We start from the raw sequence: 13,798 nt of genomic DNA, 5'->3' as shown, positions 1-13,798 counted from the left end.
CCACTACGCGATGCCGTCAGTAGGCTTGCAGGTCAGGGGTATGTCAGCGGTTCGGAGCGGTCCGGCAAGGGGCGTCAGCGGGGGGTGAGCCAGCTGAGTGCGGCGATGGTCATGGCCTGGACGCCGATGTCGATGGTCGGGTTGATGAGCGGGGCGAAGTGCGGGGAGTGGTTGGAGGGGATGTCGCTTCCGAGGGTCCCGTTCTTCTCGGCGGCTGCGTAGACGGCGGGGTCGGCGCCGCCGAAGAACCAGTAGCACAGGGGTGCTCCGGAGGCGGAGGCGAGGATGCCGCAGTCCTTGCTGCCGGTGGCCGGCCCGTGGTCGACGATGGCGTGCTCGCCGAAGTGCGCGGCCAGGGCTCCCATGGTGCGCTGGACCGCTGCGGGGTCGTTGACCAGGACAGGGAACGTGTCGAGGGGGGTGATCTCCGGGGCGCGGGGGGCTCCGGAGGCGGCGGCTTCGGCGTTGACGATGCGGGTGACGCTGTCCAGGACGGTGGTGCGGACCTCGGGGGTGTAGGTGCGGATGTTGAGCTTGAGCTCGGCCTCGTCGGGGATCACGTTGTCCTTCGTCCCCGCGTTGAGGGCTCCGACGGTGACGACAGCGGTGTCGCCGCCGGCGATCTCGCGCGAGACCACCGTCTGCAGGCGCAGCACCGTGGCGGCGGCCATGACGACCGGGTCGATCGCCATCTCGGGGCGTGAGCCGTGGGCGCCGCGTCCGAACATGCGCACCCGCAGCGCGTCGGTGGCGGCCAGTGCGGGTCCGGGGTGGCAGCCGATCATCCCGGTCGGGAGGGGTGCCACGTGCTGGCCCAGGACGATGTCGGGGGTGCCGGCTGTGGCGAAGAGCCCGTCGTCGACCATGGCCTGCGCGCCGGCGCCGATCTCCTCGGCGGGTTGGAACACCGCGACGATCGTGCCGGACCACGACCGGCGTGCTGCGGCGAGCAGGTCCAGGGCGCCGAGCAGGCAGGTGACGTGCATGTCGTGTCCGCAGGCGTGCATCACCGGCACCTGCCGACCGTCCGGGTCGGTGCCGGTCGCGTTGCTGGCGTAGTCGAGGCCGGTCTGTTCCCGAACGGGCAGTGCGTCGAAGTCCGCCCGCAGGAACACCCTGGGCCCCTCGCCGTTGGCCAGGACACCCACCACCCCGGTGCGGCCGACGCCGGTGGTGACCTCGAACCCGAGCCGCTTCAGGTCGTCCGCCACCACGCCCGCCGTCCGGGTCTCGGCGAACGACAGCTCGGGGTTGGCATGCAGGTCCCTTTACAGCGCCTCCAGACGCGGGCGGATCTCGGTCAGCCTGTCCAGCACCTGGGTGTCGGCTCCGCGCCGGAGGTCGTCGCTCATGCCGTCACCCTTGGCCTGGCCCGCCCTGGCTGCCATCTCGGCGGGCATTCGGGTGAACGGGGGTGCGTGTGTCCGCACGTCCCCATCCGGAAACCCTCGGGGACAGACCGACTGTCAGCGTCTCGTGCTACGCATGGCCACCATGGACGATGAGACGAAGTCGCTGCCGACCACCATCAGCAGCAGCGACGCCGAGGCGCACTTCCGGCGGGGCTGCCAAATCCTGGAAGAAGGCGGGATCGACGACTGGGACGTGGCCCGCGCCCAGTTCGAGGAAGCCGCACGACACCCGGACCCGTCCATGCTCTGGCGCATCGCCGATGTCTGCCAGTGGGTCCCGACCCAGGCTGCCCACTGGATGAGCCGAGCCGTTCTCAGCGAGAGCCGGCCCGGTGGCATCACGACGGACCGCAACCTGCTGCGCATCATCGGGGGCGACAACGGCGGTGCGCTCACCCAGGCCTTCTCGGTCGCTGTCGAATCGGACAACCACGACCTGGCCGTTGCCGCGCTCACCGCGGCTGCTGAGAACCGGCTGTGGGCGGTTCTCGAAGACGGCCGGGAACTCCCGCCGGAAGAGGCCGAGGAGATCATCGGCGACACCGACCTCTACAACCCCAACTACGTCGGCATCGACCCCGCGGTGCCGAGAGTCTGGCTGGACTGCAAGGGCATGATCTTCCCGCACATGGCACGCACCGTGCTGCTCATCGTCGCGGACGAACTGCGCAAGGCCGGGATCCAACAGGCACACCTGTTCACTCCAGAGCGGTGAACAGCTCCCGAGGTGCGTGAAGGGAGTCGGCTTGGCGATCCGTGCAGGGAGCGCTGCCCTTGACACCGTCTCGGCGATCTCCCGCTCGACGATGTGCCCGGCGGGCATGGCGAACTCCGACTCAGCGCGGCACCACCAGCGCCCGCGGCCAGTCGGGTTCCGGGCCTGGCGGCCACCGACCGCGCGATCGAGGCAAGCTCTGCCACAACAGTGGCGTGCGATGGGCATGAGTTGTCGTCAGCCCGTCCACCTGCTCGACGCACGTGACCGTGAGGCATGCCGGGTTCTCACAGCGGAACCGACGTACCATCAACTCGGTCATCGCCCGGACGCCTCCGTTCGCGGCATCGGCCAGTCGCCGCACGTACCGGCCGTGCACCCGGGACGACACCCAACCGCACCGTGAACACACCGCGGCAGCGGCCTTCACCCGAGCGTGAAACCTCACCCCACCAGCCGTGCGCTCGACCGACTCAACCGCCACAGCGGCCAGGTGAGGAAGAGCTGACCCAAGCCCGGCCGGCCGACGGCCCGTGCCCGGACTGTCGCACGGAGCATGAGGCACGCCGTGGGAGGATCGACCCGGACGATGCCGAGGCCGTCCGCAAGGCCTTCGAGACCCTGTTCGCCGCCGGAGAGCGCTGATGAGCACGCCGTACATGCCGCAGGGCCAGCACCCGGCCGTGTGGGTCACCGAAGGTCTGCCGGGGCCGCTGCTGGCCGCCCTGGTCCGCCGGGGCGGCATTCCGCACGACGTCCGCACCCTCGTTCTCGATCAGCTCGGCCGGCGCAGTGCCGGCGATCTGCGCCTTCGGGCGGAGCGACGCTGGTTCCAGCGGTACTCGAACCTGACCGGTCCCGAGATCGCGGACCGGGCGGACCGCCTCGCCTACGAGCTACTGGCCCCGTCCGGATGCGAGGTCGCCCTCTGCGAGGACGGCTGGTTGCTGGACGACTCGGGCAGCTGCCGGTGCCGGCCCTCGCGCTCGGTCGTCGACACGACAGGCAGCGAGGGCACGGGCCGGCCCCGCTCCTCGCCCGAGTTCGTCACGGAGGTGGTGGCGGCTCTGCGTGCGGAGCGTCGCCGGGTCCACGGGATGCCCCGGGGCGCCCGCAGCGGCCATGTCGTGAAGCAGCCGCGGCCGTACCAGCCCGCGCCCCCTGTGCTGCGGGAACCCGAGCCCGAGCGGGACAACCCCGCAGCGGGGCAGGCCGAGCGGGTGCAGCGCGAGGAGCGCGACCGGGAAGCGCAGCACCTTGCGGAGCAGAGGACGAAGGCGGACAGGGCTGCCCGCGCCAATCATGAGGGGGAGAACCAATGACTCTGACCGTCAACGCCCGCGAGGTGACGGCCGTCCTGTTGGCCGATGGCTGGCACGAGATCCAAGCCGGCACGTTCACTGTCGGTCCGCTCCGGTTCGTGGCCGCCGCTCTGGATGACCCGGTCGGGGTCGGGGGCGCACTTGGTTTCCGGTTCACCACCCTCGACGGGGCGATGATCTCGGGCCCGTTGACCTCGGCCCTGGCGACCCGGAGCGAAGTAGCCCGGGCAGCGGAGCGCAATCCTCTGGAGGAGCTCGCACACCGCCTGGGCGGGGAGATCGTCACCACCGACGGCTCCGGGTCCGTACGCTTCACCTACGCAAAGGAGCAGTTCGAGATCTGGCTCGGCACCACGAAACGCGGTGACACGAGGTGGATGTTCGGCGTGCTCGGCGAACGCGAGGGCGCTGTCGACTTCGGGATCGGCGAGAAGGACCCCGTCCACCAGGTGGCCAACGCTGCGATGAGCGAGCTCAAGGCCGGGATGCGCCCCGGTCGGGCACAGCGCGCCGACGTCGACTCCGACAGCACTACGTAGCTCACAGGGGGCTGCCGGGGGGCTGCCAGGAGGTCGGACAAGGCCCTCCGGCAGCACTCGGCGGCGTTCGGATGTGGGAGGGCAAACCTGTCGAGGATCAGCCCGACGGCGCCTGCGACGAGGCTGCGACCAGCACGTCGGCGACACCCACCGGCCACCGAGGGTGCGCTCGACCCCCTCCGGACCTGGCACCATCACCTGGTGCCCCGCTGCCGTTCTTCCGTAGGCCGGCGGTCGGAGGGCACCTTGGCTGAAGGAGACCCGTAGTGCCCTGGAAGTCCCGTCTGACCTGGACCGGCCACACCGCCGAGGCCACCGCCACCGTTCATGAGGGGCGCACCTGGCACCTGTGGAAGCACAGCTCCCCGCCCAACGACCAGGGCCGCTACAGCCCGTACGAACGCTGGTACCTCCACGCCGACGACGGCCACGGAAAGCCCGTCCCCGACCCCTCCGGTGCCACCCTCGGCCGCAACCGCAACACCGCCCAGCACCTCGCCGAACTCATCCTCACGGGCTGGGAGAACGCCCACCAGCTGCGCCCGGGCGACGGCGCGCCGCTGTGGCGGCGTACCGCCGACGGCGCACTGGTTCCCCTGGATGAACTGCTCGCCGGAAAGCACCGCTGACTCGCCCCGGTCCCCGCCGATCCACGGCACGTCCAGGTTCAGTGCCCGGTGATCCGGTGGTTCTGTGCGTCCGACGGGGGCCGCCGTGGCAGTGACCCGGGGACCTGCCGGTCGGTGGGCCCCCGACAAGGCCCGGGGCGGTCCCTTCCGCCAGTGTCGGCCCAGCCGAACGAAGGACCGGATCCCACCTTCGCAGCCCATTCGTGCGAATGCCGGGACGAGCCGCCTTCCCTCGTGCCAGGTCACCCCTGAGCAGAGCGGTTCCCGGGCCGCCGCCTGAAGCGGAGGATGCCGCCAACGCCATCCCCCGCCTCGGGGCGATCGCCGGGCAGGGCTTCGTCGTGCTGCGGCCGGCGGACCGGCGCCTGTACGCCGACGCCGAAGAGCTGTTGCGTCAGTACCGGCCCCGCTCCACCGCTGACCGGCACGGGGACGCGGCCGGGGCGCTCACGCTCGAATCGCGAGGGCCAAGGACCGGGTGCTCAGCGGTGTACCAGCACGGCGGTGGGCCGGCCGGCCGCGTCCAGGACCGGGACCAGGCGGTAGCCGTCGGCGTCGACCACCATCACCAGCGCTGGGCCGCCCGCCGCCCGGTCGGGCAGCATCATCCAGCCGTCTGCGAGTTCCGCGCCGACCGTGCTCGCGGCGGGCCCGGGAGCTGTCGCCCGGTCCAGCAGGGCAGCTCGTTCGGCAGCCGGAAGGGCGTGCAGCAGCAGGACCTTCGAGTCGGTGTCCACCCGGTCGCCGTCCTCGCCCGCCGCCACGGGCGGGGTGTCACCGTGGTGCAGCAGCAGGGCGATCACTGTCGGACGCCGCGGGTCCTTGTCCAGCACGAGGTAGGCGATGCCGCTTCCGAAGCTGAACGCGTCGCCGTCCCGTGCGTCCTCCAGCCGGCACTCACCGCCGGGGGAGAGGTCGAGCGCCCCGGCCCGGCACAGTCTCCAGGGGCCGACGACCTCCTCCCCTCGGTCGAGGGCGGGCAACGCGGTGAGCAGGGCGGGCAGGAAGTCCATACCGTGCTGGACGTCGCGGGCCGCCGGTGCGGTTCTGCGGTACCCAGCCCGCCCCCGCCGCACCACCGGGCCAGGCGCAGCGCACCGACCGGCTGCGCGAACCCGGGAACGCTCACCGCCCGGCCGCCGGCGCCCAGGGCGCCGAGGACGCAGCCGTTCAGGACTCCGCGGACGTGGACCGTGGTGGCTGCGCCCGGAGGACGGTCGAGGCGCGGCCGTCTGCCCCCGTTCGGTCCTACTCCTCCGGCTCCCAGGCGCGCAGCAGGTCGAGCAGCCCTGCGTCTCCGTCAACGTGCAAGGAGTCGGCCTTGATCCGGTCGTACAGGTAGAGGACCAGCTCGCCGGCCGTGCCGTGGACGGAGGCGCCGGCTGCGTCCGAGTCCTCGCCGGTCGTGGCGGTGGGCGCGGGGATGCGGGTGGTGCGTGCGCCGTCGCCGTCGACGGTGAGGCGCCAGGAGCGGCCCTCGGCGGCGTGGAAGTCGAAGGCCGTGGGCTTGTGCGGCCAGGCACTCGGCGTTGCGCAGACGGTGAACAGGAACTCCTCCACACCGTCGAGTGCCGGCTCGACCGGCAGCGGCAGCGGTTGCGGGGAACCCCCGGCGAGCTGGGCGTCGTAGGTGTGCACCATGCTCTCCTGGACCCGGTGGCGAGCGACTCCGCCGGAGGTCCGCGGCGACTGCAGGGCACTCCACCACGTCCAGCAGCCGGCGTCCGGTCCCGCCTCGCGCAGGGCGTTCAGCAGCAGCTGCGTCGACGCGTCCAGCCAGGCCAGCAGGGCCTCACGCTCCTGCGGCACTTCCAGCGCGGCGCGCGCGGCGGCGGCCTCGGCCGGGGGAGCGTCGGCAGGCCCCGCGCCGACGATGGCGGCCCAGAAACGGTCTCCGCCACCCAGGTGCTTCACCAGATCGAACAGCGTCCACCCGGGGCAGGTCGGCACCTGCGCGTCGAGACCGGGCGCGGTGGCGACCGCGGCGCGGAAGGCGGCCGACCGTTCATCGATCAGTCGCAGTAGGTCAGAAAACTCAAGATTCTTTTCCACGCCGGATGTCTATCACCTGCTCCGGTAATCGGACAGTGGTTTTCACAGTCGTCGCCGGTCGCCATCGCGGACGTCCTCGCCTCCCACTGCCCGCCCGGAGCAACGGCCTTGGAAGCAGCGGCTCGACCACTTCTCACGAGCCGTCAGGAACGATCCGTCCCCACTGACCAGGTTGTCACCTTGCCACGCCTGCTAGGTGGTCGGGGAGGTCGGTGAGCCGTTCGATGCGGAGTACCGTCTCGTCCGCCGTCGGCGATGGTCCACCGGTGACGAAGTCGATGCCGCGGTCCAGCCAGATGCCGGTGAGCCCGGCGAGGGCGGCTGCGTTCACATCGCTTTCCAGCATGTCGCCCACGTTGACCGCCTGCGCGGGGTCCGTCCGCAAGTGCCGGCAGGCGGCGGCGTAGGCGGCGGGCTTGGCCGCACCGAGCTCGGTCGGGGTCAGGACGGCTTCGAAGTATTCGTGGAGGCCGAAGCGGGCGAGCTTGGCGCGCTGCTGCGCAGGGTCCCCGTTGGTGAGAACAGCCAGACGCGGTCCTCGGGGAAGCCGTTTCAGGGCCTCCAGGCATGGCTGGACGTCGGGGTAGCACCGCCAGGACTCCTCGAACACGGTGAGGTAGCGCTCGGCGATCCAGGCGTCCAGAAGGCCGGGATCCTCAGGAACCGGCTCGCCGAGCACCGGCAGGAAGGAACGGAGCCTGCGGCGGTGGTGCTCGGCGAAGGAGCACTGACCGGTGAGGTACTCCCGCATGTGGCGCGCCTCCAGCGTCCACCACAACGTCACCAGTTCTTCCGGTGGAGCCGTCGCGTTGGGCGCGGCCCGGACGATCCGGCCGATCGTTTCCAGGACCGCGCTTCGATGATCGACCAGTGTGCCGTCCAGGTCGAAGAAGATCACATCTGCCATAGGGTGATCATCTCGTGGTTGCCTGTCCCTGACGTCAGAAGGCAGGTATCGCGGTCTTCCCTTCTGGATGGTTGTCCGTGGTCGCCACAGGACCAACCTTCTGGATCGGCCCGAGCGGGTCCGCGAACTCCCGTTGCCTCACCGACCGCCTGTCCGTGAGGCTCCGGGCAAGCAGTGACCTGCCCGTTGCGCCGGTACCGGTCGGCCCGGTCGCTACCGCCCGCCTCGCCCACCGCGTCATGCCCACCGCGTCATGCTCGACGCGATCCGCGCCGACTGCCTCCCTGCCGCCTGCCTCCTCCTGGCACCGGACGCCGTTCGCGATGCAGACCAGCACCTGCCGGGGGAGTGGCTGTCCGCCGCTGACGGGGACGACGGACGGCCCGGCGAGGATCCGGGCGTTCGTCACTCCGGGGCGTTCGGCAACGCTGCGGTCATTTGCAGGCAACAGACCTATTGACTGTTTGCTATAGCAAGATGCACCCTTCTGTCATGAGCAACGATGCCCTGGGCCCCATGGAGACGATGTCGCTGGCCGACCAGGCCTATCAGCGACTTCGTGCCGCGGTTCGTGAGGGCTCGCTGCGGCCGGGCGAGAAGATCACCGAACGTGATCTGGCCGCCCGGCTCGGCGTGAGCCCCACGCCGGTGCGCGAGGCGCTGCGCCAGCTGGTGCACGAGAAGGTGGTGGAGCGGGTCGGCACCAGGGCGCTGCGGATCGCGGACCACTCGGCCGCCGCGCGCTCCGAGATCGTGGAGGCCGAGGTGCGGCTGTCCGCTCTGATGGCCCGGCTGGCCGCGCGTCATGCCACCGATGCCCAGCTCGGGGAACTGGCCGAGGTGCTGGAGCGGGCCGACGTCCTGGTCTCGCAGATCGAACGGGAACTGGCCGAGCAGGGGACGCAGGCGGACGTGACCGGCCGGCTCGCAGCCGTCCACCGGCTGCTGCGCCACTTCCACCATCAGGTGGAGGCCTCGGTCGGCAACCCGGTCCTGGAGGGGCTGTTGGAGCAGGCCCGCGCGTTCAGTGACGAGGAGCGCCTCGACCTGACCGTCAAGCTCGCCCCGGAGCGGGCCGAGGCGTTCCGCCGCCGCTACCGCGAGCACCGCGGCCTCCTCGACGCCCTGCTGGACCGGGACGAGGACCGGGCCGAGCAGCTCGCCGCACACCACCACCGCGAAGCGCTCGTCCAGCTCTCCGGCAGCTGACCCCCACAAGCCCGACCGCTTGTCCACCGGTGCCGCGGGAGGCGACCGGCGCACAAGCATCCCCCTTTTGCTATAGCATATGGCAAGGAGCCGCCATGATGCACAACCCTCCGTCCACCCCCGGCGGAACTCCGACCCTCACACAGCCGGCCCCCGTCGTGCGGAACCGGATGAGCGCGAGCGCCGTGCTGTGGGTCACCCTGGCGGTCTTCGCCCAGGAGTCGGTGTGGAACTTCTACGACGCCCAGGTCCCCGAGCAACTGCGCCACTACGTCACCTCGGCCGGCGTCATCGGTCTGATCATGGGCCTGGACCACTCCTTGGGGATCTTCACCCAACCGTCCGTGGGATTCCTCTCCGACAGGCTCGTCCGCCGGCGCGGGGGCCGATGGCCCATCGTGCTGATCGGCGCATCGCTCGCCACGGTCCCGTTCGTACTCATCCCCTGGGCCGGCAGCCTTCCCGCCCTGGTGGTGTGCGTCGTAGCCTTCGCCGCGGTCGCCAACGCCTTCAAGGGCGTCACCGAGACACTGGTCTCCGACTACGTCTCGTCGGGCAACCGCAGCAAGGCGCAGGGCGTCATCAAGGCCGGCGTCAGCCTGACCATCATCATCTCGGCCCTGATCAGTCTGCTGGTCGTCGACCGCAGCCTCCACCTGGCCTTCGCGATCCCTCCGGCCCTGATGCTGATCATGCTCGGACTGTCCTGGTGGTTCCTCGGCCGCCGGCACGAACAGGCCGTCCTGCCCGAGCAATCCACCGACGGCCACCGGGACGTGCCGGACTTCGCCTCCCCCTGGGCCGTCCTCCGGGACGCGCTGCGGACCCCCTCCAGCCCCGCACTGCTGCTGATGATCGGCATCTTCTGCTTCGCCGGCATGTGGACCGCCCTGCGATCGCTGACCACCCCGTACGGCACCGAACTCCTCGGGCTGACCGGCGGCCAGGCCGGCGGCCTCGCCCTGCCCGGCGCCGTCGCCTTCCTGCTGGGTGTGCTGCCCATCGCCCACTGGTCCGACCGGATCGGGCAACTGCGGGCCATGCGCTACGGCGTCGGCCTGTTCGTGGTCGGCCTCCTGGTCGGCTTCGCGGTGCCCACCGTCCCGGGAACGGTCGTCGCGATGGTCCTCTCCACCCTCGGCTACGCGTCGTTCGCGGTCAACGCGCTGGTCGCCCTGTGGAACCTGGCCCCCACCGAGAAGGTGCTGGGGACCTACACCGCGCTCTACACCATCGCCTCGTCCGCGGGCATGGCCCTGGGCCCGGCGATCCTCGGCACCACCATCGACCTCACCAGCTGGCGCTTCATGATGCTCAACGCCGCCGCCTTCGCCGCGGTCACCTTCGCCGTCTTCACCCTCCTCGCCCGCCGGGCCCCCGCCCGGACCACGCCGTGACGAACCCTCTGAACCCGCACACGAACCCGTCCATGAATCCGCATGCGAACCCGCACAGCGAAAGGCCCTGAACCCATGGAACTGCGCATCCTCGCTCCCACCGGGGCGCTCGGCGCGGGCTTCGACGCCGACGCCTTCCGCCGCGGCGTCGAAACCCGTCCGCACGTCATCGCCTGCGACGCCGGATCCACCGACAGCGGCCCGGCCGCCCTCGGCTCCGGCACACCCAAACTCTCCCACCAGGCCGTGACCCGCGACCTGCGCCTGCTGCTGAAAGCCCGCGACGAGCTGAAGGTGCCGCTGATCATCGGATCCTGCGGCACCAGCGGACGCGACGTCGGCGTCGACCAGGTCGCGGCGATGGTTCGCGCGATCGCCGCCCAGGAGGACCTGCACCTCAAGCTCGGCCTGATCTACTCCGACCAGTCCGCCGAACGCCTCCAGGACCTGTACGACGCGGGGCGCATCCGGGCCCTGCCGAACGCGCCGGCCATCGACCGGGACCTGTTCGCCCGCAGCCACACCGTCGCCATGATGGGCGTCGAACCGATCCAGCACGCCCTCCTGGAGGGCTGCGACGTCGTCCTCGCCGGACGCGCCAGCGACACCGCCCTCTTCGCGGCCCTCCCGCACCTGCACGGCGCCGACCCGGGCCTGACCTGGCACATGGCCAAGACCATCGAGTGCGGCGCCGCCTGCGCGATCCCGCCCTCCGCCAACGGCCTGCTGGTGCACCTGCGCGAGGACCACTTCGACGTCACCACCCTCGCCGACGGCAGCCGCCTCACCCCGCGCTCGGTCGCCGCCCACACCCTGTACGAGAACGCCGACCCGTTCCACATCCTGGAGCCCTCCGGGACCCTGGACACCACCGACGCCACCTACGAAGCCGTCGACGAGCGGACCGTCCGCGTACGCGGCGCCGCCTACCTGCCCGCCGACGGGTACACCAACAAGCTCGAAGGCGCCGAACTCGTCGGCTACCAGAGCGTCATCATCGGCGGCGTCCGCGACCGCATCGTCATCGACGCCCTGCCCAAGCTCCTGCCGTTCGCCCGGCAGTACTTCGACGCGAAGATCCGCGACGTGTTCGCCGGCGCGGTCGACCCGGCCGACGTCGACATCGACTACCGCCTCTACGGCGCCGGAGCCGTCCTCGACGGCACCGAGCCCGACCAGCTCCTGCCCCGCGAGCTCGGTGTGCTGATTACCGTCACCGCCCCCGACCAGGCCACCGCGCACGCCGTCTCCACCTTCGTCGCCCACGCCAGCAGCCACCTGCCCATCCCCGAGTACGACGGACTCGTCTCCACCCTCGCCTACCCGTACTCCCCACCCGAGACGGACCGCGGCCCGCTCTACCGCTTCACCCTCAACCACGTCGCCACCGGCGTCACCCCCACCGAACTGTTCCGCACCACCACCGAGGAGCTGTAGCACCGTGCCCACCCTGACCGACTACTGCTCCCTGGTCCGCTCCAAGAACGCCGGACCCTTCACCCTCACCTTCGACTTCATGTGCCACGACCAGGCCGCCTACGACGCCCTCGTGGCCACCGGTTTCCTCGACAAGGACCTCTTCGCGTCCCTCTACAACACCGACCCCGACCGGATCCTCGTCGTCAACCACCCCCACGCCCTCGCCGTCAAGGTCTCCCTTCCCCGCCCCACCGTCCAGGGCGACCTCCACGACCGCGACTGCTACGCCGGCCAGCAGTACGCCCCGCTGATGGACATGGAACTGCCCGCGCCCGGCTGACCCGCCCCGCCGGCGGGACGGCCGGAGCACCGCACCGCCCGTCCCGCACCGCCCGTCCCACCGCACCTGCTCGAAGGAGTCGACCGATGCCCGCCCAAGCCCCCATCTCCCCCTGGCACCTGCCCCCCGACCACCCCGCGCAGCAGTTCCTCACCGGCTCCACGCCGCTGTTCGCGCTCTCCCGTGACCCCCGGGTCTCCTACTGCCTGTACGTCCCCCGCCGCCACAGCAACACCGGTGAGCCCCGACCGCTCGTCGTGGCCGTCCACGGCACCCACCGCCACGTCGGGCAGGTCCGCGACTCCTTCGCCGCCTTCGCCGAGGAACACGACTGCGTCGTCCTCGCCCCGCTGTTCCCCGCCGGCCTGACCGGGCCCAACGACCTCGACAGCTACAAGTTCTTCACCGAGCCGGGCCTGCGCCCCGACCTGCTGCTGCTCGACATGGTCGAGGAGGCCGCCGCACGCTGGCACATCCGCACCGACCGCTTCCACCTGCACGGCTTCTCGGGCGGCGGACAGTTCGCCCACCGCTTCCTCTACCTGCACCCCCACCGCCTCGCCTCCCTCTCCGTCGGCGCGCCCGGCCGCACCACCCTCCTCGACGCCCGCACCCCCTGGTGGCGGGGAACCGCCGACAGCGAGACGCTCTTCGCCACCACTCCCGACACCACCGCCATGGCGCAGGTACCCGTCCAGCTCGTCATCGGAGCCGACGACACCGGCATCGACGTCTGGGAGGGCGCCGAGCAGCCGGGCAGCCGTATGGACCGCCTGATCGAACTGCGCGACAACTGGAACCGGCACGGCATCGCGACACGCCTGGACATCGTCAGCGGCGCCGGCCACAGCGCATCCGCCGTCACCCCGGCCGTACTCGCCTTCCTCGCCGACCGTGTCCCCGTATCGGCAGACCCCCGGCACGGGCCTGCAGCAGGGCCGCGCCGATGACGACGAAACCGCCCGAACCGTGCTGAGCGTCCCGGAGCAACCCCCGGACGAGAGCGTCCCGCCCGCCGGACGGGAGAGCGCACCCGAGGCCTTCCGCCCGACCGGGTGGGTGCTGCTCGACAACCTGCTCCTGGCAACTCTCGACCACCACCACCACGTCAGGGCCTCCGACGGGCAGAGCGCCCGGATCGTCTTCGAAGCGCCGAAGGACACCGCAGCCGGCAGCCCTGCCGCAGGCATCGACGTCCTCTTCGGCGGCGACGCCTGCAAGGAGTCCGCGCCGATGGTGGGGCCCGGCTGACGGCGGGCCCGGTGCGCCGGAACCGATTCCGGTGACCCGGTGAACCGGTACCGGCGCACCGGTGACCCGGCGGACCGCGCGGGCGGCCTCGCCGTGCGACTCCGGCTACCAGCCGCTCAGTTGCTGCGGCCGCCGGATCGCCGTGACGCGGAACGGACCGGGTCAACGGTGCCGACTGGCACGTCGGAGCGGCAGCGGCGCAGCCGCTGTGCGGCCAGCAGGCAGCCTCGTTCGAGCCCGTGCAGGCGTACGGCGTCGGCGGCGTAGACGCTGCAGCTGGGAACGTAGCGGCACTGGACGCGGAGCCGGGGCGACAGGTGGCGCTGGTAGCGGCGGACGGCGTGCAGGAACAGCACCGAGGCGCGGCCCGAGAGCGTGGGGCTGCCGATCCGGACGGCCGTGGCCGACAGGGCGAGCAGCAGGGCGGAGAGGGTCAGCCGGGTGCCCAGGGCGTCGCAGCCGGATTCGCACCCCTGGTCGCAGATCTCCTCGCAGCCGTCCTCGCAGACGCTCGAAGCAGCACTGGCGCCGGAACCCCGGCGTTTGTAGTTGGTGGCCATCTGATCTCTCGTCCCTTCGTGGTCGGGTTGCGGACGCCGGGGAAGC

At 71.3% G+C, this 13,798-nt stretch carries 16 protein-coding genes; 11 read left to right on the top strand and 5 right to left on the bottom strand.

The annotated features are described in order from the left end of the window. Positions 1-74 precede the first annotated feature (74 nt). A complete protein-coding gene (locus ACFUK0_RS03625) occupies positions 75-1,262 on the bottom strand; it encodes an amidohydrolase (RefSeq protein WP_380246442.1) in 1,188 nt (395 codons plus the stop codon). 223 nt (positions 1,263-1,485) lie between these two features. Here ACFUK0_RS03625 and ACFUK0_RS03620 point away from each other — a divergent pair, with 223 nt between their 5' ends. The 4 genes from ACFUK0_RS03620 (at position 1,486) to ACFUK0_RS03605 (ending at position 4,617) form a co-directional block, all read left to right on the top strand. Then, positions 1,486-2,127, top strand: coding sequence for a hypothetical protein (locus ACFUK0_RS03620; RefSeq protein WP_380246372.1), 642 nt, complete (start codon positions 1,486-1,488; stop codon positions 2,125-2,127). A 644-nt stretch (positions 2,128-2,771) separates the two neighbouring features. After that, on the top strand, positions 2,772-3,449 hold the full coding sequence (locus ACFUK0_RS03615) for a hypothetical protein (protein WP_380246371.1): 678 nt from the start codon (positions 2,772-2,774) through the stop codon (positions 3,447-3,449). Further along, entirely contained in the window at positions 3,446-3,988 is a 543-nt protein-coding gene (locus ACFUK0_RS03610) for a hypothetical protein (RefSeq protein ID WP_380246370.1), read from the top strand. Before ACFUK0_RS03615 ends, ACFUK0_RS03610 begins: the two co-directional genes overlap by 4 nt. Positions 3,989-4,254: 266 nt before the next feature. After that, positions 4,255-4,617, top strand: a complete 363-nt coding sequence (locus ACFUK0_RS03605) for a hypothetical protein (RefSeq protein ID WP_380246369.1) — start codon at positions 4,255-4,257, stop codon at positions 4,615-4,617. Between the two features lie 482 nt (positions 4,618-5,099). Here the strand turns inward: ACFUK0_RS03605 and ACFUK0_RS03600 are convergent, their stop codons facing one another. The 3 genes from ACFUK0_RS03600 to ACFUK0_RS03590 form a co-directional block, all read right to left on the bottom strand. Then, complete coding sequence (locus ACFUK0_RS03600) at positions 5,100-5,630, bottom strand: hypothetical protein (RefSeq protein ID WP_380246368.1); 531 nt, start codon at positions 5,628-5,630, stop codon at positions 5,100-5,102. 235 nt (positions 5,631-5,865) lie between these two features. Next, the gene (locus tag ACFUK0_RS03595; protein WP_380246367.1) at positions 5,866-6,669 is read right to left on the bottom strand and encodes a maleylpyruvate isomerase family mycothiol-dependent enzyme; all 804 of its coding nucleotides are present in this window, start codon (positions 6,667-6,669) and stop codon (positions 5,866-5,868) included. A 175-nt stretch (positions 6,670-6,844) separates the two neighbouring features. After that, the gene (locus ACFUK0_RS03590; protein ID WP_380246366.1) at positions 6,845-7,567 is read right to left on the bottom strand and encodes an HAD family hydrolase; all 723 of its coding nucleotides are present in this window, start codon (positions 7,565-7,567) and stop codon (positions 6,845-6,847) included. A 262-nt stretch (positions 7,568-7,829) separates the two neighbouring features. On the opposite strand from ACFUK0_RS03590, the gene ACFUK0_RS03585 reads away from it, so the two are divergent. The 7 genes from ACFUK0_RS03585 (at position 7,830) to ACFUK0_RS03555 (ending at position 13,192) form a co-directional block, all read left to right on the top strand. Continuing rightward, on the top strand, positions 7,830-8,036 hold the full coding sequence (locus tag ACFUK0_RS03585; RefSeq protein WP_380246365.1) for a hypothetical protein: 207 nt from the start codon (positions 7,830-7,832) through the stop codon (positions 8,034-8,036). 32 nt (positions 8,037-8,068) lie between these two features. Continuing rightward, the gene (locus ACFUK0_RS03580; protein WP_380246364.1) at positions 8,069-8,785 is read left to right on the top strand and encodes a GntR family transcriptional regulator; all 717 of its coding nucleotides are present in this window, start codon (positions 8,069-8,071) and stop codon (positions 8,783-8,785) included. A gap of 170 nt (positions 8,786-8,955) precedes the next feature. Further along, positions 8,956-10,182 carry an MFS transporter gene (locus tag ACFUK0_RS03575; protein WP_380246363.1) on the top strand — a complete coding sequence of 409 codons (1,227 nt, stop codon included), beginning with the start codon at positions 8,956-8,958 and terminating at the stop codon, positions 10,180-10,182. Positions 10,183-10,257: 75 nt separating this feature from the next. Beyond that, on the top strand, positions 10,258-11,619 hold the full coding sequence (locus tag ACFUK0_RS03570; protein ID WP_380246362.1) for an acyclic terpene utilization AtuA family protein: 1,362 nt from the start codon (positions 10,258-10,260) through the stop codon (positions 11,617-11,619). Positions 11,620-11,623: 4 nt separating this feature from the next. After that, entirely contained in the window at positions 11,624-11,941 is a 318-nt protein-coding gene (locus ACFUK0_RS03565) for a DUF4387 domain-containing protein (protein WP_380246361.1), read from the top strand. Between the two features lie 86 nt (positions 11,942-12,027). Further along, on the top strand, positions 12,028-12,891 hold the full coding sequence (locus ACFUK0_RS03560) for a poly(aspartic acid) hydrolase (protein WP_380246360.1): 864 nt from the start codon (positions 12,028-12,030) through the stop codon (positions 12,889-12,891). Positions 12,892-12,910: 19 nt separating this feature from the next. Next, positions 12,911-13,192 carry a hypothetical protein gene (locus ACFUK0_RS03555; protein WP_380246359.1) on the top strand — a complete coding sequence of 94 codons (282 nt, stop codon included), beginning with the start codon at positions 12,911-12,913 and terminating at the stop codon, positions 13,190-13,192. 116 nt (positions 13,193-13,308) lie between these two features. Here ACFUK0_RS03555 and yidD read toward each other — a convergent pair whose 3' ends face one another. Next, positions 13,309-13,752, bottom strand: a complete 444-nt coding sequence (gene yidD, locus ACFUK0_RS03550) for a membrane protein insertion efficiency factor YidD (RefSeq protein WP_380246358.1) — start codon at positions 13,750-13,752, stop codon at positions 13,309-13,311. Positions 13,753-13,798 lie beyond the last annotated feature (46 nt).

The organism is Kitasatospora sp. NPDC057223 (assembly GCF_042669755.1).
Lineage (GTDB): Bacteria > Actinomycetota > Actinomycetes > Streptomycetales > Streptomycetaceae > Kitasatospora.
The sequence above is the reverse complement of the archived record's forward strand: the minus strand, read 5'-3'. Positions and strand labels throughout refer to the sequence as shown.